The organism is Deinococcus gobiensis I-0, assembly GCF_000252445.1.
GTDB classification, from domain to species: Bacteria; Deinococcota; Deinococci; order Deinococcales; family Deinococcaceae; genus Deinococcus; species Deinococcus gobiensis.
In genome coordinates, this window is the sequence record NC_017790.1 from 1,411,007 (window position 1) to 1,432,159 (window position 21,153).

At 71.6% G+C, this 21,153-nt stretch carries 21 protein-coding genes and 2 tRNA genes; 9 read left to right on the forward strand and 14 right to left on the reverse strand.

Features of this window, described 5'->3' with window-relative positions:
* Nucleotides 1–43: 43 nt before the first annotated feature.
* Both DGO_RS06590 and DGO_RS06595 read right to left on the reverse strand, forming a co-directional pair.
* Nucleotides 44–1,132, reverse strand: coding sequence for a PhoH family protein (locus DGO_RS06590; RefSeq protein WP_043801430.1), 1,089 nt, complete (start codon nucleotides 1,130–1,132; stop codon nucleotides 44–46).
* Nucleotides 1,133–1,352: 220 nt separating this feature from the next.
* The gene (locus DGO_RS06595) at nucleotides 1,353–3,026 is read right to left on the reverse strand and encodes a glycerol-3-phosphate acyltransferase (protein WP_043801433.1); all 1,674 of its coding nucleotides are present in this window, start codon (nucleotides 3,024–3,026) and stop codon (nucleotides 1,353–1,355) included.
* Between the two features lie 64 nt (nucleotides 3,027–3,090).
* Between DGO_RS06595 and DGO_RS06600 the strand changes: the two genes are divergently transcribed.
* Nucleotides 3,091–3,555 carry an NUDIX domain-containing protein gene (locus DGO_RS06600; RefSeq protein ID WP_043801436.1) on the forward strand — a complete coding sequence of 155 codons (465 nt, stop codon included), beginning with the start codon at nucleotides 3,091–3,093 and terminating at the stop codon, nucleotides 3,553–3,555.
* A 35-nt stretch (nucleotides 3,556–3,590) separates the two neighbouring features.
* On the opposite strand, the gene cysK is transcribed toward DGO_RS06600, so the two are convergent.
* From cysK to DGO_RS06615, 3 genes are all read right to left on the reverse strand, one after another.
* The gene (gene cysK, locus DGO_RS06605) at nucleotides 3,591–4,550 is read right to left on the reverse strand and encodes a cysteine synthase A (protein ID WP_014684705.1); all 960 of its coding nucleotides are present in this window, start codon (nucleotides 4,548–4,550) and stop codon (nucleotides 3,591–3,593) included.
* Nucleotides 4,551–4,620: 70 nt separating this feature from the next.
* Entirely contained in the window at nucleotides 4,621–5,472 is an 852-nt protein-coding gene (locus tag DGO_RS06610; protein ID WP_014684706.1) for an isocitrate lyase/PEP mutase family protein, read from the reverse strand.
* Complete coding sequence (locus DGO_RS06615) at nucleotides 5,469–6,902, reverse strand: DNA-3-methyladenine glycosylase 2 (protein ID WP_169330998.1); 1,434 nt, start codon at nucleotides 6,900–6,902, stop codon at nucleotides 5,469–5,471. The genes DGO_RS06610 and DGO_RS06615 overlap by 4 nt, the downstream gene beginning before the upstream one ends.
* Nucleotides 6,903–7,021: 119 nt before the next feature.
* On the opposite strand from DGO_RS06615, the gene DGO_RS06620 reads away from it, so the two are divergent.
* From DGO_RS06620 to DGO_RS06630, 3 genes are all read left to right on the forward strand, one after another.
* Entirely contained in the window at nucleotides 7,022–7,864 is an 843-nt protein-coding gene (locus DGO_RS06620) for a metallophosphoesterase family protein (RefSeq protein ID WP_014684708.1), read from the forward strand.
* Between the two features lie 116 nt (nucleotides 7,865–7,980).
* A tRNA-Cys gene (locus DGO_RS06625) sits at nucleotides 7,981–8,054 on the forward strand.
* Nucleotides 8,055–8,080: 26 nt separating this feature from the next.
* Nucleotides 8,081–8,155 (forward strand) — tRNA-Val (locus DGO_RS06630).
* Nucleotides 8,156–8,243: 88 nt separating this feature from the next.
* On the opposite strand, the gene DGO_RS06635 is transcribed toward DGO_RS06630, so the two are convergent.
* The 6 genes from DGO_RS06635 to DGO_RS06660 form a co-directional block, all read right to left on the reverse strand.
* Entirely contained in the window at nucleotides 8,244–9,407 is a 1,164-nt protein-coding gene (locus DGO_RS06635; RefSeq protein ID WP_169330999.1) for a sugar ABC transporter substrate-binding protein, read from the reverse strand.
* Nucleotides 9,408–9,558: 151 nt separating this feature from the next.
* A complete protein-coding gene (locus DGO_RS06640) occupies nucleotides 9,559–11,091 on the reverse strand; it encodes a B12-binding domain-containing radical SAM protein (protein WP_014684710.1) in 1,533 nt (510 codons plus the stop codon).
* Between the two features lie 295 nt (nucleotides 11,092–11,386).
* The gene (locus tag DGO_RS06645) at nucleotides 11,387–12,700 is read right to left on the reverse strand and encodes a glycerate kinase type-2 family protein (RefSeq protein ID WP_043801447.1); all 1,314 of its coding nucleotides are present in this window, start codon (nucleotides 12,698–12,700) and stop codon (nucleotides 11,387–11,389) included.
* A gap of 11 nt (nucleotides 12,701–12,711) precedes the next feature.
* Complete coding sequence (locus tag DGO_RS06650; RefSeq protein WP_043801450.1) at nucleotides 12,712–13,140, reverse strand: response regulator; 429 nt, start codon at nucleotides 13,138–13,140, stop codon at nucleotides 12,712–12,714.
* A gap of 62 nt (nucleotides 13,141–13,202) precedes the next feature.
* Complete coding sequence (locus DGO_RS06655) at nucleotides 13,203–13,625, reverse strand: response regulator (RefSeq protein WP_169331000.1); 423 nt, start codon at nucleotides 13,623–13,625, stop codon at nucleotides 13,203–13,205.
* A gap of 75 nt (nucleotides 13,626–13,700) precedes the next feature.
* The gene (locus DGO_RS06660) at nucleotides 13,701–14,126 is read right to left on the reverse strand and encodes a response regulator (RefSeq protein ID WP_043801454.1); all 426 of its coding nucleotides are present in this window, start codon (nucleotides 14,124–14,126) and stop codon (nucleotides 13,701–13,703) included.
* Nucleotides 14,127–14,221: 95 nt separating this feature from the next.
* On the opposite strand from DGO_RS06660, the gene DGO_RS06665 reads away from it, so the two are divergent.
* The 3 genes from DGO_RS06665 to DGO_RS06675 all read left to right on the forward strand — a co-directional run bounded on the left by DGO_RS06665 (nucleotide 14,222) and on the right by DGO_RS06675 (nucleotide 16,472).
* Entirely contained in the window at nucleotides 14,222–15,502 is a 1,281-nt protein-coding gene (locus DGO_RS06665) for a 3-isopropylmalate dehydratase large subunit (RefSeq protein WP_014684716.1), read from the forward strand.
* Nucleotides 15,499–15,849, forward strand: coding sequence for a hypothetical protein (locus DGO_RS06670; protein WP_014684717.1), 351 nt, complete (start codon nucleotides 15,499–15,501; stop codon nucleotides 15,847–15,849). The genes DGO_RS06665 and DGO_RS06670 overlap by 4 nt, the downstream gene beginning before the upstream one ends.
* 107 nt (nucleotides 15,850–15,956) lie before the next feature.
* Nucleotides 15,957–16,472 (forward strand): LeuD/DmdB family oxidoreductase small subunit, encoded by a 516-nt coding sequence (locus DGO_RS06675; protein WP_014684718.1) that lies wholly within the window; start codon nucleotides 15,957–15,959, stop codon nucleotides 16,470–16,472.
* A 25-nt stretch (nucleotides 16,473–16,497) separates the two neighbouring features.
* Here the strand turns inward: DGO_RS06675 and DGO_RS06680 are convergent, their stop codons facing one another.
* Complete coding sequence (locus DGO_RS06680; protein ID WP_043803390.1) at nucleotides 16,498–16,881, reverse strand: hypothetical protein; 384 nt, start codon at nucleotides 16,879–16,881, stop codon at nucleotides 16,498–16,500.
* A 137-nt stretch (nucleotides 16,882–17,018) separates the two neighbouring features.
* Here DGO_RS06680 and DGO_RS06685 point away from each other — a divergent pair, with 137 nt between their 5' ends.
* Nucleotides 17,019–18,056: a DUF1517 domain-containing protein gene (locus DGO_RS06685; protein ID WP_014684720.1), complete on the forward strand. Its 1,038-nt coding sequence runs from the start codon at nucleotides 17,019–17,021 to the stop codon at nucleotides 18,054–18,056.
* 183 nt (nucleotides 18,057–18,239) lie between these two features.
* Nucleotides 18,240–18,893, forward strand: a complete 654-nt coding sequence (locus DGO_RS06690; RefSeq protein WP_264371040.1) for a phospholipase — start codon at nucleotides 18,240–18,242, stop codon at nucleotides 18,891–18,893.
* A 31-nt stretch (nucleotides 18,894–18,924) separates the two neighbouring features.
* Here the strand turns inward: DGO_RS06690 and DGO_RS06695 are convergent, their stop codons facing one another.
* Together DGO_RS06695 and lysA are read right to left on the reverse strand one after the other, a co-directional pair.
* Nucleotides 18,925–19,878 carry a nuclease-related domain-containing protein gene (locus tag DGO_RS06695; protein WP_014684722.1) on the reverse strand — a complete coding sequence of 318 codons (954 nt, stop codon included), beginning with the start codon at nucleotides 19,876–19,878 and terminating at the stop codon, nucleotides 18,925–18,927.
* 69 nt (nucleotides 19,879–19,947) lie between these two features.
* On the reverse strand, nucleotides 19,948–21,108 hold the full coding sequence (gene lysA / locus DGO_RS06700) for a diaminopimelate decarboxylase (RefSeq protein ID WP_043801459.1): 1,161 nt from the start codon (nucleotides 21,106–21,108) through the stop codon (nucleotides 19,948–19,950).
* Nucleotides 21,109–21,153 lie beyond the last annotated feature (45 nt).

A 21,153-nucleotide genomic window follows, 5' to 3' on the forward strand; every position in this document is an offset into this window, starting at 1 on the left:
CTCTCCATGCCCGGCCCCCGGGTCAGCCTGAGTCGGGCGGGCTTCAGTCGCCGGTGACGGCCACCCTGTCACTGTTCACGCGGTCGCCCTCGACCTCGGGGATCTTGGCGAACTCGCCCCGGCGGGCGGCGCGCTTGTCCTCCTCGGCGTCCTCGGCCACCTCGTAGGCCTTGATGATGCGGCCCACCAGCGGGTGACGCACCACGTCCACGTCGGTGAACTCGTGCCAGCCGATGCCCTCGATGCGGCTCAGGACCCGCTTGGCGACCGCGAGGCCCGAGGTCACGTGACGGGGCAGGTCGATCTGGGTCACGTCGCCGGTCACGACGACCTTGCTCGAAAAGCCCATGCGCGTCAGGAACATCTTCATCTGCTCGCCGGTCGTGTTCTGCGCCTCGTCGAGGATGATGAAGGCGTCGTTCAGCGTCCGGCCGCGCATGAAGGCCAGCGGGGCGATCTCGATGACGCCGCTCGTCAGGTACGACTCGAACTTTTCCTGGTCGAGCATGTCCTGCAACGCGTCGTACAGCGGGCGCAGATACGGGTCGATCTTGGCCTGGAGGTCACCGGGCAAGAAGCCCAGACGCTCGCCCGCCTCGACTGCCGGGCGCGTCAGGATGATGCGCTTGACCTTCTTGGCCTTGAGGGCCTGTACGGCCATCGCCACGGCCATGTAGGTCTTGCCGGTCCCCGCCGGGCCGACCCCGAAGGTGATGTCGGATTTCTCGATCAGGTCGAGGTACAGTTTCTGGCCCGGCGTCTTGGGCTTGAGGCCGCGCGGCAGGCTCAGGCCCGTGACCTGGGTCTCGGCCGCCAGGCTGCGCCCCTCGGTGCTCAGGCGGGCGCTGCGCAGCAGGCTCTCGGGGGTCAGCTCGCCGCCGCCGCGCACGAGGTCCAGCGCCCCCCGGACCATGCGCTCGGCGCCCTGTACGTCCGCCGCGTCTCCGGTGATCGTGACCGTCTCGCCGCGCGCGATGATCTTGGCCTTCGTCAGCTCGCGCATGCGCCGCAGGTTGGCGTCGTTGGCGCCGAGCAGGGCGTAGGCTTCCCGCTGGTCCTGCAGGGTCAGCGTGGCGGTGGCCGTGGCGGGAGCGGGGGTGTGGGAGGCGGCGTTCGTGGTGAAGTCTGTCAACGGTGCTCCTGTCTGGCCGCGTGCGGGCGCAGTCCTCCCCGGCACGCGGCGCGGAGAGGGAAGAGGACGGATAGCGTCATTCGGATGCCCTATTTTCCGCCTGGCGGCGTCAGGCCTGGGTATGCTTGTCCACATTTGCGCGCTGTGGACGTTCAGGATGGCGTAACCCTCCCCACAGGGGCAACCCGCCAGCGGGCCTAGGCCGCCCGCGCCGAGACGCTCAGTCCACCACCGTGAAGCCCAGCGTCTCGGCCTCCTCCACGAAGAAGTTGATGTTCTCGCTCAGGGTCTGCCCGCCCAGGCTCTTGCGCTCATATTCGCCGGTCGAAGCGATGATGAGTGTCTCGGCCAGACAGGCGGGCACCGCACCCTCGCCGAACTGGAGGTCGATGTTGCTCGTCATGCCGCCGGGGGGGCGCACCACGCCGCCAGGGATCACGCGCACGCCGGGCACCCGGGCGACGCTCTCGTCCACGTCGGCGGGGCGGCCCTCGTCGAAGATCCACGCGCCGGGCTTGACGTGCTGCGGAAACACGACGGGGTTGGGGTCGCTCGTCGCCGTGAAGATCAGGTCGGCGTCCTTCAGGGTGTCGTAGCTCGTCGTCGTGACGATCTCGGTGGTCTTGTTGGCGCGGCGCAGGGTGTTGGCGCTGCGTTCGAGCTTCTCGGGGTCGCGCCCGATCATGACCAGGCGCCCGACCTGCGGCGCGATGGTGCGCGCGATCCCGAAGGCGACCACGCCGTTGGCCCCCACGATGCCCGCCGTGGCGGCCTTCAGGTCGCGCCCCGTCTCGGCGAAGTGGGTCAGGATGCCGGGAATGGCCGCCTTGATGGTGCCCGAGGTGTAGGCCCCGCCGTTGGTCACGGTGATGTCCGGCACGGCCGCCTGCACGTCCACGCCCTTGTTGCCCACCACGCTCCAGAAGGCGCCCAGCCCGAACACCGATGCCCCGAGTTCCTGTGCCAGACGCGCGCCCTCGATGGCCCGGCGGGTCGCCAGCTCGGGGGCGTCGCGGAAGCGGTCGGGCAGCAGCGGGCTGGAGATCAGGTAGCAGCGGATTTCCTGGCCCTGCGCCGTGCGGATGCCGCGCAGCTCGCCCACCTTCATGGGCCGCACCTCGTCGGCGAACTGGCGCACGGTCTTTTCGCTCAGGACGCCGCGCTCGACCAGCGGGCGCATCCAGGCGAAGCGCCGGGTCTGCCAGAAGTCCTTCAGGGTCATGGGGTGGATCATGAAGGCGGCCACCACCACGTCGGCGCGCTTGCCAGCCAGCGGCACCTCCTCGCCCACGCGGGGTTCGGTGCCGTCGAGCATCCGGCCGACATTCTCCTTGAAGCGCCACGCGGCGGCCACCAGCAGGCCCAGCAGCGCGAGCTTGGCCTCCGGCCCCAGCGGCAGCGTCGCCCCGGCGAGGGCCAGCCCGGCCAGTCCGGCCAGGGTCGCCGCGCCGACATAGCCCCAGTACCCGGCCACCGCCGCGTAGATCAGCACCGGCAGCAGCGTCGCCCAGAAGGGCAGCGCCCCCGTGACGGTCAGCCCGGCCAGCAGGCCCAGCAGCACGAGGTTGCCGCGTCCACGGGGCGGCGTGCGGCCGTACAGCGCGCGCGGCGGGTTGAGGTGTCCCAGGTAGGTGGCCAGGGCCGCCAGCACGGTCAGCTCGGGGCGGCCCAGGCTGGAGGCCATGAGCAGGGCGACGAAACCCTTGCCCGCGTCGAGCGCGGCGCTGCCGGCGGCCAGTCCCGGCCCCACGCGGCGCAGGACGTTCTCGACGCCGAGGTTGTGCGCGTTGTTCAGGCGGCTGCTGACCCCGGCGCGCCGCAGCAGCCAGTGGCCCAGGGGCAGGCTTCCGACCAGAAACGCGACGAGCAGGAGCAGGGCCGACAGAAACAGCATGGGGGCAACTATAGCGGGCTGCGCCCTTTTCCGGCGGGTGCGGGCGCGGGGTAGGCTGGGTCACATGACCGATATCCGCCTGCCCCTGGGAGGCCTGAAATTCAGCGTGCGGGTGGCCGTGCTGTGCGTTCGTGCCGGGCGGCTGCTCGTCAACGCGCAGGATCGCCAGCACTTCGCCTTCGTGCCCGGCGGGGCGCTCGCCACCGGCGAGGACGTCTACGCCTGCGCCGCGCGCGAGTGGCAGGAGGAGACCGGTACGCTGCCGGGGCCGCTGCGGCTCGTGGGCGTCGTCGAGAACTTCTTCGGCCCGCCGGACGCGCGCCAGCACGAGATCGGCTTCTACTTCCACATGGAGGCGCCGCCCGAGCTGCCGGACGAGTCTTTCACCGTGCTGGACAACGCCGAGGTCTTCACCGAGTGGGTGCCGCTGGACGGAGTGGCCGCGCGCCCGGTCTATCCGCTCGTGGTGGCCGGGCTGCTGGACGTGCCGCCCGGCGAGGTGCGCCACATCCTGAACCGCGAGGGCTGAGTCGCCGGCAGGGGAAGGCCCAGACCGGTGCGGGCCTACTCGTCCCCGAGCTTCTCGCGCGAGTAGGGCCTGTATCCCTTGGGCGTGCCGGTGCTGCCGCTGAACAGCGAGGTGGTCAGGTAGCGCGCGCCCGTGTCGCAGGCGATGGTCGCCACGCGCTTGCCCGGCCCCAGGCGGCGGGCGACCTCCAGGGCGGCCCAGGCCATCGCGCCGCTGCTCATGCCCACGAAGATGCCCTCCTCGCGCGCCAGCCGCCGGGCCAGGGGGTAGGCGTCCTCCTCCCAGACCTGCACCACGTCGTCCAGGACGCGGCGGTCGAGATTGCCCGGGATGAAGCCCGGTCCCATGCCCTGAAAGCCGTGCTCGCCACGCTCGCCGCCCGAGAGGACGTTGCTGCGCGCCGGCTCGACCGCGATGACCTGCACCGCCGGGTCGCGGCTCTTGAGCGCCCGGCCCACCCCGCTGATGGTGCCGCCCGTGCCGCTGCCGTACACGAAGGCGTCGATGCGCCCTTCCATCTGCTCCCACAGCTCGGGGCCGGTGGTGCGCTCGTGGGTGGCGGGGTTGGCGGGGTTGGTGAACTGGCCCATCATGACTGCGCCCGTCTCGGCGCTGATGCGCTCGGCCTCCTCGATGGCCGCGAGCATCCGGCGCTCGGGGTCGGTGAGGATCAGTTCGGCGCCGTAGGCCGCCAGGGTCCGCTTGCGCTCCTCGCTCATCTGGGCGGGCATGCACAGGATCAGCTTGTAGCCCTTGGCCGCCGCCACCTGCGCCAGCCCGATGCCGGTGTTGCCGCTGGTGGGTTCCACGATGGTGCCGCCCGGCCGCAGCACGCCCCGGCGCTCGGCGTCCTCGACCAGTCCCAGCGCGGTGCGGTCCTTGATGGAGCCGCCCGGATTCTGGCCCTCGAGCTTGACGAACACGTCGGCCATGCCGGGTTCGACCACCCGGCGCAGCTGAACCAGCGGCGTGTGTCCGATATGCGATTCGATCATGCCCCAAGTGTAGGAGGGCAGCAGCCGGGGCACTGTGGCAGCAGCTAGCTGTGGCGGCTGGGAGAGGCGTTCAGGCTGTGTTGGGGCGATCTGGGAACAGGGCACTGGCCTGCGTGAAGCCGTAGAAATACCGATTCATCGTGTTGGACGTACCTGATTCGTACAACTCGTGGGCCATCTGGGAAGTCAGACCCAGTGCCGCCAGCATCAGGCTCTGGCTGTAGCTGACCCGCGTGGCCCCGGAGGCCAGCAACTCGGCGGGGGCAGGCGAACCGGGAAAGGCCATCACGTTGAGGGGGACCTTCAGGCTGTGGGCCAGCGTCCGTATCAGGTCGCTATCGGTCGCCAGGGGCACGAACAGGCCGTCCGCGCCCGCCGCGACGTAGGCGTGTCCACGGGCCAGCGTTTCGGCCAGCCGCTCCTCCGGGGTGTGGCCCATGCCCAGCAGATAGGTGTCAATCCGGGCATTCAGGAACACCGGGAGGCCACTGGCCCCGATGGCGGCCTGTGCGGCCCGCAGTCTCTCGGCCTGATGAGATCTGCCGTACAGCTCTGTGCCACAGGCGTCTTCCAGATTGATTCCTGCGGCTCCGGCGGTCACGAAGGCGGTCACGGTCTGGGCCACGTCCCCGGGCGTGTCGCCATATCCGGCCTCGATATCGGCGTTCACGGGCACCGACACGGCCCGGATGATCGTCTGGACCTCGCGCAGCATCTCGTCACGGCTCAGGGTCTGACCGTCCCGGAGGCCCCGGGCGTGGGCGATTCCGGCGCTGGTCGTGCCGATGGCGGCAAACCCGGCCCGTTCCAGCACCCGAGCACTGGCGGCGTCCCAGGCATTGGGCAGCACGAAGCCTGGAGATTGGGGCCTCTGGGACTGATGCAGGTCGCGAAAGGTCTGGCAGCGCTCGAAGTGGGTCATGGGGTCTCCGGTGGGGCGTGCAGGCTGTGCCACAAGTGCAGGGTGGCCAGACTGCGGTAAGGGGCGAAGGGCTGCATCAGGGCGGCCACTTCCTGCGGGGTCGGGCGCTCAGGCAGGGCGTACAGCCGCTGCAGCGCGGTCGCCAGGGCGCTGTCGGCAGCCAGCAGGATGTCGGCCGCGCCATAGGCCCGCAGGAGCACATACCCCGCCGACCATGGGCCGAGCCCCGGCACCGCCAGCAGGGCGCGGTGGCGGGTGGTCAGCGGGCCCTGCGCCAACGCCTCCAGATTCAGGTCGCCTGCGGCGACGCGGCAGGCCAGGTCGTGTAGGGTCCGGGCGCGTTGCCGGGTCAGTCCGGTGGCGGTCAGCTCGTCGGGCGACAGGGCGGTCACCTGGGCCGGCGTGAGCGGAGCGTACAGGCCGCCTGGCAGTGCCTCGCCCACCCGTTCGTACAGGCGGCGGCGCAGGGCACACGTGGTCCGGAAGCCGATCTGCTGGCCTATGACTGCCCAGACCACCCCGTCGAACAGCGTGGCGCTCAGGGGCAGGCCCAGCCCCTCGCGGCCACGGGTCAGGCGGGCCAGTTCGGGGCGAGTACGGGTCAGGGCGGCAAAGCCCTGGGTTGGGGTGGTCAGACCGAGAAGTCTGAGAAGGGCATCGTGAATGGTCTGGGGATCTGCTGGGCGACTCAGGATGATGTCGGCGGCGTGGCCCCGGAACTGGACGGTCGCCAGCACCGGCTGTTCCCCGATACGCAGGGCTGCCGTGCAAGTGTGGTCCGATACGCGGCAGGTCGTGCCGTGGGGGTCGCGGCCCAGATCGGCCAGTACGGCCGCCGCCGGGTAGCCCGCAGGCAACAGCAACGTGAAGGCCTGCGCGTCTCGCAGTTCCCGGAAGGCCAACGGTGTCATGAAGACGTGGCGCCGGAATCCGGCATTGAAGGCCGACAGGCTCCCGAAGCCTGCGGCGAAGGCGATCTGGGTCACGGAGTCGTCGCCGCCGAGCAGCAGTGCCTGGGCCTGCCGGATGCGCTGACGACTGAGCCACCGCGCCGGGGTCAGGTTCAGTTCGCGCCCGAGCAGGTCGGCCAGGACTTTACGGCTCAGGCCCAGGTGGGTGGCCAGGGCCGAGGCGCTGCCTACCGTGGCCGGGTCGGTGGCCTGCAAGCGGCGCAGCGTCTCCTCGGCGGAGTCCGTTCCTGACCCAAACTCGTCGGGGCGACAGCGCAGGCAGGAGCGCAGGCCCGCCTCCCGCGCCGCCGCCATGGACTCGAAGAACTCGACATTGCGGGGCAGGGGTTTGCGCGCACGGCAGGACGGCAGACAGTAGATGCCGGTACTCAGCACGCCGGTCACGAACCGTCCGTCGTAGGCCGGGTCAGCGGCCTGCATGCGGTCGAGCATGAGCTGGCGGGAGTAGGGGAGAGGCACGGGCAACATTGTGGCGGCCCACCCCGGTCCGGGCTACCGGATTCGGGCCCCCGAATTTGGGGCAACTCTGTGTGGTGTGCATGACGGCTGACTTGCACCCCGCGCTCTACAATCGGCTCATGCGCCTCGCCGTCATTGCGGATATCCACGGCAATGCCGACGCCCTGCGCGCGGTGCTGGCCGACATCGGGCGCAGGGGCGCGGACCGGATCGTCGTCAACGGCGACGTGGTGAACCGGGGGCCGGACTCGGTCGAGGTCATGCGCCTGCTGCTGGAACGCCCCGACGTGACCTTTACCCTGGGCAACCACGACGACCTGCTGCGGCTGTGGCAGTCGCGCAGCGCCGCGCTGCCGGCCGACTGGTTCACCGATCCCTTCTGGGGCGCGACCGCCTGGAGCGCCGAGCAGCTCGACCGCGCCGGTCTGCTGGACGTGCCGCAGGACTGGCCCATGACCCTGACGCTGCGCGAGGCGGGCCTGCCCGACGTGCTCGTCGCGCACGGCTCGCCCGACCACTACCGCGAGAGCCTGAGCGACCGCACCGCCCCCGAGCGCGTGGCCGAGCTGGCGGCCGGGTCGGGCGCGGGGGTGCTGGTGGCCTCGCACATCCACCGGCAGGCCGACGCCCGGTTCGGGCCGGTGCGGGTCCTGAACACCGGCTCGGTCGGCTCGCCCGCCGACGGCGACCCGCGCGCCGGGTACCTGCTGCTCACGGCCACGCCGCAGGGCTGGCAGGCCGAATTGCGCCGCGTGCCCTACGACCGCGCCGGGGTGCTGGGGCGCTTCGAGAGCAGCGGCCTGCTGCGCACCGGCCTGAGCGCCGAGATCTTCCGCGACGAGGTGCTCACGGCCCGCAGCCTCTACACGCCCTACTGGTCCTGGACCGAGTCGCGCGCCGCGCCCCGTGACGCCGCGAGCTGGGCCGAATTCGGCCGCCGTTTCGGGGCGCCCGGCACCTGAGGCGGCAGAGGCGTGGCAGGGTTTACAGTTCAGAAAGAGCGTGCTACTATTCCTTCCGCTGGTGAGGAAAGACATCTCCAGCCCCCGCAAGGGACAGCACCAACCGCCCAATCAGCGGCGCTGTAGCCAAGTGGTAAGGCAGAGGTCTGCAAAACCTCCACCACCGGTTCGAGTCCGGTCAGCGCCTCCAATCTGTACCTCGCCCTCGTGGCATGTAGAACCGTAGCTCAGGGGTAGAGCACTACCTTGACACGGTAGGGGTCAGGGGTTCAAATCCCCTCGGTTCTACCAACAGAGATCCTCGCTTCGGCGGGGATTTTTCGTTTTGGTGGTGTGAAGGGGTAGCCGCGCACGGCCCCGCCTTCACGCCCAGAGGGCTTCAGCGCCCCAGCGCCGCCGAGATGGTCTGGACAGCCGCCCCGAGAATCTCCCTGACACTGCGTTGCGGCTGGGTCTGGATGGCCCCGAGCGCCGCCTGCCACGGGTCCCAGACCGCGTCCATCTCCGGCCGGGCGGGGACGGGTGCCCCGGCGCGGATGGCCTGGCCGAACCCCCGCAGTTCCGGCGTGTCCGCGAGCTGCGCCCAGGCGGCGGGGCTGGACGGCAGGCGGCCCCCGGCCCGGTAGAGGGCCACCTGCGCCGCATCGGAACTGAGTTGCCCGGCCAGTGCCGCGCCTTCCTTGCGCTGGACACTCCGCGCCGAGACCATGACGGCCTGCCGCCCGACAAAGGGCTGCCAGCCCTGCGGCGCGTCCTCCGGCACGGGAAAGGGGACCGACCGGACCTCCAGCCCGGCCTGCTGGAGGACGGGCAGCTCCCAGGGGCCGGCAAGCACATCGCCGCCCGGCCCTCCACGAAGGCCTGGGCCGCCGCCGCGCCGTTCAGGTTGGCGATTCCGGAGGAGGGCCGGCCCCCACTGCCGCAGCCGTTCGGCGGCCTTCAGGGCACCGGGCTGGGCCAGGCCCCAGGTCGCCGGGGCCGCGCTCCGGGCCTGGGGGCCGAACACGTCCGCGCCGTAGGCCCGGAACAGCCCGGCCTGGGTGTAGGGGTCAGTCAGGTCCAGCACCAGCCCCTGCCGCCCCAGCTTGACCTGTCGGGCCAGTTCCAGGGTCAGCGCCTTCCAGGTGGTCGGGGGGGCCGATACGAGGCGGGGGTTGTACACGAGCGCCATGGCCTCGGCCATCAGGGGCAGTCCCAGGGTCCGGCCTCCCAGCGTGAAGGCCTGAATTCCCGCCCGGTCCTGTGGCCCAGCGGGGGTCAGCGGCGCGGCGAGTGTCCGGACCTGCAGGAGCCACTCGTCGGGAACGCCCACCACGACGTCCGGCCCCCCGGCCCCGGCCGCTGCCCACTGCGGCCCGAGCTGGTCCAGAGGAAGGGTCCTGATCTGGACGGGCTGTCCGGTCCGCCGCGTGTAGAGTGCCGCCTGCGCCCTGAGCCAGTTGGCGTCGGCGCGCTGGTAATGGGTCCAGACGGTCAGTGGGGCGGCGTGGGCCGTGCCGATCAGGGTCAGCGTCAGGAGGGCCAGGGAGGGCAGGCGGGGCATGAGCGCATCCATAGCACGGCGGCGCGCCGGAGCGGAGCGGGAATGACCAGCCGTCCGCCCGGTGACCGGGGCCACCCCAGGCATGAAGCCCCGGAGGGCCTGCTGGCTTCCGGGGCTTCATGCCTGGGGTGAGCTTGGATCTATGCGGTCGTCAGATCGCCAAACCCTGGGCGTGCGCGCTGACTTCACGCGGCTCGTACTGGCCGGGCGGCAGGCCGATGGACGGCGTGTTGGCCTCGAACTCGTCGTGCCAGCCGATCTCCTCCAGCGCCTTTTTCCAGGCCCCGATGCTCTCGTTCCTGTAGAGGCTGTACGCCGCCATGCCGACCTCGGGGCCGCCACGCGCGATCACGTTCTCGACCCAGGCCCACTTGGCCGAGACGTTGCGCAGCTCGGCGGTGGTCCGCAGCTCCTTCTGGATGCGCTTGAGGCGCTTCTCGATGGTCTGCACGCCCGCGAAGGGATCGGCGAAGTGCGGCGTGTGCCGCTTGGGCACGAAGGGCGAGATGCCCAGCGCGATGCGGTTGATCCCCGCGAGTTCCTTGGTGAAGGCGATGAGCTCGGAGATGTCGTCGTCGTTCTCCGGCCCCAGGCCGATCATCATGTAGACCTTGAGGCCCTTGAAGCCCAGGTCGCGGCTGATCTGCGCGGTCTTGAGCAGGTCCTCGGTCGTGATGCCCTTTTTCAGCCAGCGCCGCAGCCGCTCGCTGGGCGCGTCCGACGCGACCGTGAAGGTGCGCAGGCCGCCCGCCTTCAGGATCTCGGCGAGTTCGGCGTCCACCGTGTCGGCGCGGATGCTGCTCACGCCGAGCTTGATGCCGCGCTCGGTGAGGGTCTTGCCGACGTACTTCGTGTGCGGGAAGTCCGAGAGGGCCGCGCCCACCAGCCCGACCTTCGTGACCCAGTCGGGGATGGTGTCCAGCAGTTCCTGCGCCTGGTTGTTGCGGTTGGGGCCGTACATGGTGCGCGCCAAACAGAAGGTGCAGGGGCGCGGGCAGCCGCGCTGCGCCTCGACCAGGAACATGTTGCTGAGTTCCGAATGCGGCGTCACGATCTGGCTGTAGGCGGGCAGCAGTTCCTTGGGCGCGGTCGCCCACTGCGGCTCGTGGCTGTGGCGTGCGGGCAGGAAGATGCCGGGCATCCCGTCGATGAGGTCGTAGAAGTCCTCGCGCGACGCCGCCTCGCGCAGCGCTTCGGACACCACCGGCACGATCTGCTCGCCGTCTCCGATGACGATGATGTCGGCGAAGGGGGTCAGCGGGTAGGGGTTGGAACTCGTGAGCGGCCCGCCGATCATGACCACCGGGTCGCTGTCGCTGCGTTCCCCCCGCAGCGGGGCCATGCCCGCCACGTCCAGCATGCGGATGATGTTGGTGAGGTCGAGCTCGAAGCTCACGCTCATGGCGAACAGCTGGCAGTCGGCCGCCGCGCGCCCCGACTCGACGGTGGGCAGGGTCTGGCCCGTGCGCTCGAAGGCGTCCACGTCGTCGGGCAGGAAGGCGCGCTCGCAGGCGACGCCCTCTTCCTGGTTGAACATGCGGTAGATGACCTGATAGCCCAGCGAGGCCATGCCCACGCCGTAGCGGTTGGGGAAGGCCAGCGTCACGCGGATGGGGGCCTGCTTGAACAGGGTGCCCTGTTCGGCGTCGAGCAGCGGCTTAAGCGTGTTTCTCCAGTAACTCAAAAGTCCTCCGGCCGCGCGCTTCTCCGGCCGGAACTTTCCCCGGCGCCCTGCGCGTCACAGCCTCTCAGTATACCGCCGCGCCGTGTGTGGACTGCGGCGCAGCTTACCCGCCCGGACGTGCAGAGGCGAAGCTCTTGGAAGTGTGATGGGCTGGACCCGGCTCCGGCGCGCACCTGCCGCCCCAGCGTGCCTGCCGTCTCGTCCATCCGTTGCGCCCGGCCCGGACCGGCCCAGGAGTTCGGGGAGGGGGTGGCCGGGGCACCGTGGGCCTGGGGGCTGTAGCGGGCGTGGGCGCTCAGGCCTCTGCGGGCAGCACCAGCACGGCGCGGAAGTCGTTGACGTTCGTGCGGGTCGGGCCGGTCATGAGCAGGTCGCCCAGCGCCGCGAAGTAGCTGTAGCTGTCGTGCGCGGCGAGGTCGGCGTGGGGGTCGCGCCCGGCGGCCCGTCCCCGCGCCAGGGTCGTGGGGGTCACGGTGGCCCCGGCAGCATCCTCGGTGCCGTCGATGCCGTCGGTGTCGCCCGCCAGCGCCCAGATGCCCGGTGCACCGCCCAGCGCGGTCGCCAGCCCCAGCAGGAACTCGGTGTTGCGGCCTCCCCGGCCGTGTGCGCCGCCCGCACCGAGTGTCACGGTGGTTTCGCCCCCCGAGAGGAGCACGGCCGGGGCCGGCAGCGGGTGGCCATGCCGCTGGACCCCCAGCGCGATCCCCGCCATGACCCGTCCGGCCTCGCGGCTCTCGCCCTCGATGGCGTCCCCCAGGATCAGGGGGGTCAGGCCCGCCGCCCGCGCCGCGTCGGCCGCCGCCTCCAGCGCCAGGATCGGCGCGGCGATCAGCCGCACCTCGTCGGGACCGGCGGGGCTGTCCGGAATGGGGAGGCGGGGCGGGGCACGGTCCAGCCGTTCCCGGACAGCGGGGGAAAGGGGCAGACCGTAGCGGGCGACCAGCTCACGGGCCTGGGCCGGTGAAGTGCGGCCAGGCACGGTCGGCCCGGAGGCGATGAGGGCCGGGTCGTCGCCGGGCACGTCGCTGACGAGCAGGGTCAGCATCCGTGCGGGCCGCGCCGCGCGCAGCAGTTCCCCGCCCTTGATGGCCGAGAGCTGGGCGCGCACCGCGTTGATCTCCCGGATGCTGGCCCCGCTGGCCAGCAGGGCCCGGATCACCGCCTGCTTGTCCTCCAGCCGCAGGCCGGCGGCCGGCAGGGCCGCGAGCGCCGACCCGCCCCCCGAAATCAGCGCGACCACGAGGTCGTCGGCACTCAGGCCGCGCACCGTTGCCAGCAGCCGCCGGGCCGCGGCCTCACTCCGCGCGTCGGGAACCGGGTGGGCCGCCTCCAGCACCTCGATACGTCCATCGGCCGCCCCCGGCAGCGCGTGGCCGTCGCGCGTCACGACCACGCCGCGCAGGTCCGCGCCCGGCCACGCGGCGTCCAGCGCCGCCGCCATCGCGGCTGACGCCTTGCCTGCCCCCACGACCACCACCCGACCGTCCGGCGGCGGGGGCAGGTGGGCGGCGAGCACCTGCCCCGGGTCGGCGCTGCGGCAGGCGGCCGCGAACAGCCCCCGCAGCGCTTCGCGGGCGAGGTCGTCGGTCCAGGGGACGGCGTGGGACACAGGGCCGGGCCTCAGCGCGCGGGCCAGTGGCGCAGGCGGTTGCGCTGCCAGTAGGTCACGAAGGCGTCGATCTGCTCCATGAAGGCCTGGAACGTCTCGGACTTGATGAGGTACGAGCTGGCGTGCAGCGTGTAGGCCTCCCGCACGTCCTCCGGATGGTCGGAGGTCGTGAGCATGACCACCGGGATGTGCGCGAGCGCTCCGTCGTCCTTGATGGCCCGCAGCAGCTCGAAACCGCTCATGCCCGGCATGTTGATGTCCAGCAGGACCACGTCGGGCAGATAGGCCGCCTCGGCGTGGCGGCGCAGGTACTCCAGGGCGTCGGGGCCACTCTGACAGGTGACGAGTTCCACATGCCCCTGATGCTCCTGAAAGACTTCCCGCGCCAGGAAAATATCCTCGGGGTTGTCGTCCACCAGCAGCACCCGCAAAAGCTTCATCACACCTTAATTCTACAGGGTCGCCCCGGCGCAGGCATGAGCAGATGCGGGTGGCGGGCCCGTCAGGACAGCGTGGCGGCGGGCGGGCGGGCGAACATGCAGCGGCTCCAGAAGTTGACCAGGGCGTCGATCTGCTTCTGGAATTCCCCGAAACTCGGGGCCTTGGGCAGGTAGCCGCAGGCGCGCAGGGCGTAGGCCTCGGCGATCTGCTGCGGCGGGGCGGCGACCGACATCACGACGACCGGAATGTGGCGCAGCGCGGGCTGCTCCTTGAGCGAGCGCAGCCAGTCCAGGCCGCTGAGGCCGGGCAGGTTCACGTCGGCCAGGATGAGGTCGGGCAGGTCGCCCGCCGCCCCGGCCAGCCACGCCATCGCGCCGCGCGCGTCCGAGAAGGTGGTCAGGCGGACGGCCTCCGAGTGGACCGAGAACGCCTCCTGCGCCAGCAGGAGTTCGCCCGGACTGTCGTCAACCAAAAGAATATGCACGCCGCCCATCCTCCCCAGCATACGCGCCTACCACCCGCACGCGCCACATCCGGCCCACTGCACGCGGACCGGGTCTCAGCCGGGCTGGTGGTTGCGGTGCAGCAGACGGTTTTGCTGCCAGTAGCTCACGAAGCTGTCGACCTGCCCCATGAAGTCGGGGAAGCTCTCGGACTTCACGAGGTACGAGTTGGCGTGCAGGGTATAGGCCTGTTCGACGTCGCCCGGATGCGCCGAGGTCGTGAGCATGACCACCGGAATGTGCAGCAGCACGTCGTCGCGCTTGATCTTTTCGAGCAGCTCGAAGCCGGTCATGCCCGGCATGCTGATGTCGAGCAGGATCACGTCGGGCAGGCGGCCCTCGTGATGCTGGAGGTAGTTCAGCGCCTCCGCGCCGCGCTGGAAGGTCGTGAGCTGCACGTCCGGGTGGTCCTGAAACACCTCCTGGGCCAGGAGGAGGTCGGCGGGATTGTCGTCCACGAGGAGCACACGTAGGGCAGTCATGCCCGCAGTGTAGTGGGTCGGGTCCGGGCGACCGGGCGCGGGCGGGCCGGGTCATCCAACCCGCGCCACGTTGCGCGCGCCCGAGAGGCGGCACAATGGCGGGCATGACAGCCTCTTCTCCCCGCCCACAGACGATGGCGGAAAAGATCCTCTCGCGCCGGGGCGACCGCGCCGTGTACGCGGGCGACCTCGCGGTGGTCGAGGTCGATCAGGTGATGGTCGTGGATTCCATCGCCCAGAGCTTCATCGAGCGCATGGAGCGCGACCTCGCCGCCGTGCCCAAGTTCCCCGAGCGCGTGAGCATCGTCGTGGACCACGTGGCCCCGGCCAGCACCGTCAGCGTGGCGCAGGCGCAGAAAGAAGCGCGCGAGTACGCCGCCCGGACCGGCGTGCGTCTCTTCGACGTGGGACGCGGCATCTGCCATCAGGTGCTGATGGAAGAGGGCTTGGCCCGCCCCGGCTGGATCGTGCTGGGCAGCGACAGCCACAGCACCACCTACGGCGCGGTGGCGGCCTTCGGGACCGGCATGGGCGCGACCGACATCGCCCTGGCGGCGGCGAGCGGCAAGACCTGGCTGCGCGTGCCCGAGAGCGTCAAGGTGACCTTCAGCGGCGAGCTGCGCCCCGGCGTGAGCGCCAAGGACGCCGCGCTGGAGATGATCCGCGTGCTGGGGGCCGACGGCGCCACCTACGAGAGCGTCGAGATCCACGCGGGCGAGCGCTTCTCGCGCGGCGAGCGCATGACGCTGGCGAACCTGTGTGTCGAGGCCGGGGCCAAGGCCGGGCTGGTCGTGCCGGGCGGCGAGATCCTCACCGACTACGGCTACGACGTCCCCGAGTGGGTGTACCCCGACGAAGGGGCGACCTACCGGCAGACGGTCGAGATCGACCTCTCGGCTCTGAACCCCCGCATGAGCGCCCCGAACGAGGTGGACAACGTCCACGACGTGTCCGCGCTGCGCGGCCTGAAGGTGGATCAGGTGTTCATCGGGACCTGTACCAACGGGCGCATCGAGGACCTGCATGCGGCGGCCGAGGTGCTGCGCGGCCAGCGCGTGAACTCCGCCACCCGGCTGCTGATCATTCCGGCGAGCAGCGAGGTCATGGAACGGGCGATGGAAGACGGCACGCTGCTCACCCTGCAACGCGCCGGGGCGGTCCTGGGCACGCCGGGCTGCGGGCCGTGCATGGGCCGCCACCAGGGCGTGCTGGCTCCCGGCGAGGTCTGCGTGAGCACCAGCAACCGCAACTTCATCGGGCGCATGGGCGACAAGGACGCGCACATCTATCTCGCCAGCCCGGCGGTGGCGGCGGCGACGGCGGTCCTGGGCCACATCGCGCTGCCCGAGGACGTGCGCGCGGCGGTGGGCGCGTGAGCGTGGTGGAGGGCTATATCCAGGCGCGCAACCTCGCCGCCTGCCTGGACCTGCTCGCCGGGGTGGGGGAGACCGAGCTGGACGGCGGGGTGCTCGCCGCCTTCGAGACCGGCCTGAAGGGAACCAGCCCCGACCGCGACCGCTGGACGGTCCACGCGCTGGGCAGGCTGACCGCCGAGGCCGCGCGGGTGAACATCGGCGCGGGCCTGATCGCCTTCCGGGTCGAGGCCCCGCACGGTTACACGCGCGCCGTGTCGGCCGTGCTGCGGGCCTGCGGCGAGTACTTTCTGGAAGCGCAGGCTGCCCCGGCCGAAGCCGGACCGCCCCAGCCGGGCACAGACGCCTGAGCCCGTTCCGCCGCGCGTCAGCTCCGGCTTCCCCGCACCGTCTCCGGCCCCTTTCTCCCGATCAGACGGAGTGAGCGGCCCCGTTCCTGCCCCACCGAGGACCACCCATGCCCCGAATCTGGAAATTTGGCGACAGCGTAAACACCGACGACATCCTGCCCGGCAAGTTCGCGCCCTTCATGGCCGGCGAGGACGTGTTCCAGACCTTCGCCTTCCACTACATCCGCCCCGAGTTCGCGGGCGAGGTGCAGCCGGGCGACGTCTTGATCGGCGGGCGCAACTGGGGCCTGGGATCCAGCCGCGAGTACGCCCCGCAGGCCCTCAAGAAGCTGCGGATCGGCGCGATCGTCGCGCCCAGCTTCGCGCGCATCCACTACCGCAACCTGCTGAACCTGGGCATCCCGGCCTTCGAGTACGACCTGACCGGCCTGCTGGAGGACGGCGACGAGGTGAACCTGGACGTGAACAGCGGCCGGCTCACCTACGCGGGCGGCCCCGGGCGTCAGGGCACCGTCCAGCTGCCGCCGCCGCCCGAATTCCTGCGCGAGGCGCTGGCCGAGGGCAGCATCCTGGCCTTCTTCAAGAAGCACGGCCGCTTTCCGGGTGAGCGGGCGCCCGAGTAGACCGGGGTCGCGCGGCGGCCTGGCGCTACGCCCCGAGCAGCCCCAGCCGCCGCGCCAGGCCCGCCGCGAAGATCCATTCCTCGGGTTCGTCGGGGTGGATGTCCGGGCCGGTCACCCGCACCAGCACGCAGCCCCGGTCCAGGTAGAAGGCGCGGATCTTGTCCCAGGCCTCCTCCTCGCTGCCCGCCGTTTCGTCGATGTCTTCCAGGGTGCCCCACAGGTCGCCGTCCACCTCGGCGCTCTGTAGGGCCTCGGCGTGGGCGCTCAGGACGTACTCGTCCACCGCCTCCTTGCGGCTGTAGGTCTCGCCGGGCACGCGCAGGTCGAGGCGGTCGTCGCGGTCGTACAGGCCGGCGAGAAAGGCCTGCCAGTCGTCGGCGCTCAGGGTGATGGTCGTCGGGTCGGTCACGCGCGCAGTGTACCCGGCCCGGCCCCCCGCGCCGGTGCCCGGCAAGCCCCTCCCGGGCGGCGCAGGCGGCCGACGCCAAGAGAACGCCAAGGGTCTTCCGGAACCCGCGCCCGCCGCGCCCCGTAGACTTGGGCGACATGCCCCGTCTCTCAGATTCCGCCACGCCGCGTCCGAATCGCCGGGATCACCGCCGTGGACCGCGCCGGAGCGCCGCGCTCGCCTTCACCGCCCTGCTGGCCGCCGGGAGCCTGACCCTGGGCAGCGGTCCCCTGCACACGCCGCACCTGAGCCTCGGGGTCGCCGCCGCGCAGTCGGGTGGGGGCTTCGGGGGCAGTTCGTCGGGTGGAGGCGGCGGGTCGTCGGGGGGCGGGTCCTTCGGCGGCTCGGGTGGGGGCGGGGGCTATTCGGGCGGCGGCTACAGCGGCCCCATCATCATCAATGGGGGCGGCTACGGCGGCGGGTACTACGGCGGCAGCGGCTTCGGCATCGTTCCGCTGATCCTGTTCGGTGTGGTGATCTTCGCGGTGGTGGGTTTCATGCGCCGCAGCCTGTCCTCGGGGGGCGGGGCCCGGGGGCTGGGCAGCCTCGTGGGTGGGGGCGGCGGCAGCGCGCAGGCCGTGAGCGTGCAGCTGCTGCTCGCCCAGGGCGACGAGGTGAAGACGGCCCTGCAACGCGTGGCCCAGAACGGCGACCCCGACAGCAACGAGGGCCTGGCGCGCATGCTTCAGGAAGCGGCGCTCGTCGCGCTGCGCCACCCCGAACGCTGGGTCTACGGCAACGTCGAGCGGGCGCAGGGCGGGGCGAGTTCGGCCGACAGCCAGGTGGGGGCCTGGGCCACCGAGGCCCGCGCCGCCTTTACCGAGCAGACCACCAGCAACTACCAGAACCGCGACGTGAACAGCGGCTTCGAGCACCGGGGCGACTACACCTTCCAGAAGGAGGCGGGCGACCTGTACCTCGCCGTGACCATCGCGGTGGCGGCGCACGCCCTGAGCAACCTGCCCCCGGCGGGCGTGACCACCGCCGCCGAGGCCCGCGCGGCGCTCTCGGCCATCAGCGCGGTGGCCCCCGGTGACCTCATCCGCGCCGAGGTCGTCTGGAGTCCCGACGCCGAGGGCGAATTCCTGAGCGAAGACGAGGCGATCCAGAAGTACCCCAAACTCACCAAGCTCTGAGGCGGGCCCGCACTGTCGGGGCTGACGCGCGGCTGAAAGGGGCCGGGCACGCTGCGGGGGAGGTCCGGCGACACCGGCGGGCGTCCCCTGCCGCCGTGTGGGGTTTCTCATGCGCTGCGCCCAGCGGGTTGCGTTACACTCCGGGCGCACACCACAACCCGATTCCCCTCTCCCGGAGGCTCCATGTCCATGCGCCGCGCCCTGCCCGCCGTTGCCGTCCTCAGCGCCGTCCTGATGTCCTGCGGCCAGTCCACGCCCCCAGCCGGGGCCGCCCTGAGCGCCCCCATGAGCAGCTACGCCGCGCGCCCCGAACTTCAGGACGCGGGCAGTCAGGCGGTCCTGAGCCGCTACGGCGACGATCCCGAGCTGCTGCGCTCCTTGCAGGAGGCCTACGGCGAGCGGCCTTTCGACCTGGGCCTGCCTGCCGTGCCGGGCCTGAGCGCGCAGGACCTCGCCTCCGACCGGCTGGCCTATGTCAAGCGCACCGGCTGGGGCAGCGTGAACAACTACGACGCCCAGTACGCGGCCTACCGGGGCACCTCGCAGCCCTACGCGGGCCTGAACTGGACCCGCGACGGGTGCAGCGCGCCCGACGGCCTGGGCCTGGGCTACCGCGAGGACTTCCTGCCTGCCTGCAACGTCCACGACTTCGCGTACCGCAACCTCAAGGTCTACGAGCGTACCGACGCCAACCGCAAGACCAGCGACGAGGCCTTCCATACGAACATGAAGGCCATCTGCGCTGCCAAGAGCTGGATCAAGCGGCCCCCCTGCGTGACTGCCGCCTACGCCTACTACCAGGCCGTGCGGGTGGGCGGGGGCAGCAGCTTCGAGTGAAACTGAGGGGTCGGCCGATAAACCAGCCTCCTCAGGCCGGATTCGTCCAGTAGGGCCAGGTGTGGCCGCCCGTGCAGGTCGCCGTGAACTCCGGGCCGCGCCGGCTGACCTTGCCGGGCTGCCCGCACTGCGCGCACACGGGCTTGGCGGGCGTATTGCCCGCGCACCCGGCGCACTTGAAGTAGTAGCCGTACTTGCCGGACTGCACGCTCAGGTCGGTGCCTCCGCAGGCGCGGCACGCCATGTCCGGTCGGGGCCGCGCCTGTGCCTGCCGTTCCTGCGACGTGCGGACCGGGGCAGTGCTGCGGGAGTCGGGGCGGGGCCGAGGCCGGGGGGCCGGTGAGGTGCCTGTCTGGAGCGGGCCGGGGACATGTCTGCTGCGCAGGAAGGCCCGCAGCCGGGTCAGTTCGGCGTCGGTGAAGCCGAAGGACCCGAAGGTCCGGGCGTGGCCGACCTGAAGGACCGCCTTCACGCGGTCGGGCACCTGATCGGCCTTGACGAGTTCCGGCACGTCCGTCCCCCGGTCGATGCGTCCGTTGTCGGAGACGGCCACCAGCACGTCGCCCCGCACCCCCGCGAAGGTCCGCTGCCGCAGGCCCAGCAGCGAGCGGTCCATCAGCTCGGCCGTATGGTCCCCGAGCAGCGCGAGCAGCAGGTCGAGCTGCCGCCGCGCCTGGAGCACCGGCGAGGGCATGCCGCGCCCCTGGCCCTTCCACCAGCGGGTCCACTCGCCGTGTCCGTTCACGCTGACCTGCCCGGCCACGCTCTTGCTCTCGACGACCAGCAGGCCGGAGCGGTGCAGGATGAGGTGGTCGAGCTGCGCGGCCTCGCCCCGGCGTTCCAGGCGCAGGTTATGGAACACGAACCTGTTCGGGTCTTCCGCGAAGGCCCGCCGCAGGTAGTGGGCCATCTGGCGTTCGGCCTCGAACCCGGCGCGGCGCAGCGGGTCGGCGTGGTCCTGCGGTTCAAGCTCCTTGTCGATCACCCGGCCACGCTAGCGCAGCTGCCCGCGCTGCGTACCGGAATCACCCGGCTGGACGCGAGTTTTTCGCCTCTACCCTCCGGTGTCCTCTCCCGTCTCCACCTCCGCGCGCCACACGTCCTCGGGGGTCTCGCGCCGCCGGATGCACCGCCACCCCCCGCCTTCGTACAGCGCCTCGGCGGGGCGGGCGCGGGTGAGGTAGCTGCTGCTCATGCTCGCGCCGTAGGCCCCGGCCTCGCCCACCGCGAGCAGGGCGCCGGGAACCGGGGCGGGCAGCGCCACGTCGCGGGCCAGCAGGTCGCCGCTCTCGCAGGCCGGTCCGGCGAGGTCCCAGACCCCGGCCGGTTCCCCGGCCCACAGCGGCGTGACCGGGTGGGCGGCGCCGTACAGCATGGGCCGAAGCAGTTCGGTCATGCCGGCGTCCACGAGCGCGAAGTTGCGTCCCGTGCGCTTGGTGCCCACCACCCGCGTGAGCAGCGTGCCCGAGCGGGCCACCAGATACCGCCCCGGCTCGACCCACAGCTCGGCCCCGAAGGCGTCGGCGGCGGCGCGGGCCTCGCGGGCGATGCCCGGCAGGTCGGCGTCCAGGCCCCAGCCCCCGCCCGCGTCGAGGACGGCCAGGGGGCCGGTGAGGGCGCGCAACTCGGTCAGGCGACCGAAGGCGGCCGTGAAGTCGTGCGCGTCGCGGATCGCGCTGCCGATGTGGACGTGCAGCCCCAGCGCCGTGTGTCCGGCGGCGCGCAGGGCGTCCAGGACCTCCGGCGCCTGCGCCAGCGTCACGCCGAATTTGCTGCCGGCGGCCCCGGTGGCGAGGTGGTCGTGCGTGCTGACCTCCAGCGCCGGGTTGACCCGCACCAGCGCCCGTGAGGCCGGCGGCAGGAGCCCGACCTCCTCGGCGCGGTCCACGATGAAGGTCGCGCCCAGGCGGGCGCCCGCCGCGTACTCGGAGGCCGACTTGGCGGGGCCGTTCACGATCAGGCGGTCGCCGCGCAGCCCCGCCTTCTCGGCGCGCGCGATCTCGCCGGGGCTGACGCACTCGGCCCCCACGCCCGCCGCTGCCAGCCGGCGCAGCAGGCTGAGGTTGGGGTTGGCTTTCATGGCGTAGTACACCCGTGCGTCTCCGAAGGCGGCGCGCACCCGGGCCAGGGCGGCGTCGAGTTCGGCGGCGTCGTAGACGTACAGCGGCGTGCCGAAACGCTCGGCGGCGGTATGCAGGTCGGCGGCAGGAATCACGCCCGCCAGTCTAGGCCCCCATCCGCATGGAGCGGCTCCGCGTCC

Excerpts from the sequence above, each read along its gene's own strand:
- DGO_RS06595 (WP_043801433.1), bottom strand. The coding sequence starts at position 3,026 with ATGCTGTTTCTGTCGGCCCTGCTCCTGCTCGTCGCGTTTCTGGTCGGA.
- DGO_RS06600 (WP_043801436.1), top strand. The coding sequence starts at position 3,091 with ATGACCGATATCCGCCTGCCCCTGGGAGGCCTGAAATTCAGCGTGCGG.
- cysK (WP_014684705.1), bottom strand. The coding sequence starts at position 4,550 with ATGATCGAATCGCATATCGGACACACGCCGCTGGTTCAGCTGCGCCGG.
- DGO_RS06610 (WP_014684706.1), bottom strand. The coding sequence starts at position 5,472 with ATGACCCACTTCGAGCGCTGCCAGACCTTTCGCGACCTGCATCAGTCC.
- DGO_RS06620 (WP_014684708.1), top strand. The coding sequence starts at position 7,022 with ATGCGCCTCGCCGTCATTGCGGATATCCACGGCAATGCCGACGCCCTG.
- DGO_RS06635 (WP_169330999.1), bottom strand. The coding sequence starts at position 9,407 with ATGCCCCGCCTGCCCTCCCTGGCCCTCCTGACGCTGACCCTGATCGGC.
- DGO_RS06650 (WP_043801450.1), bottom strand. The coding sequence starts at position 13,140 with ATGAAGCTTTTGCGGGTGCTGCTGGTGGACGACAACCCCGAGGATATT.
- DGO_RS06660 (WP_043801454.1), bottom strand. The coding sequence starts at position 14,126 with ATGACTGCCCTACGTGTGCTCCTCGTGGACGACAATCCCGCCGACCTC.
- DGO_RS06665 (WP_014684716.1), top strand. The coding sequence starts at position 14,222 with ATGGCGGGCATGACAGCCTCTTCTCCCCGCCCACAGACGATGGCGGAA.
- DGO_RS06675 (WP_014684718.1), top strand. The coding sequence starts at position 15,957 with ATGCCCCGAATCTGGAAATTTGGCGACAGCGTAAACACCGACGACATC.
- DGO_RS06685 (WP_014684720.1), top strand. The coding sequence starts at position 17,019 with ATGCCCCGTCTCTCAGATTCCGCCACGCCGCGTCCGAATCGCCGGGAT.
- DGO_RS06690 (WP_264371040.1), top strand. The coding sequence starts at position 18,240 with ATGTCCATGCGCCGCGCCCTGCCCGCCGTTGCCGTCCTCAGCGCCGTC.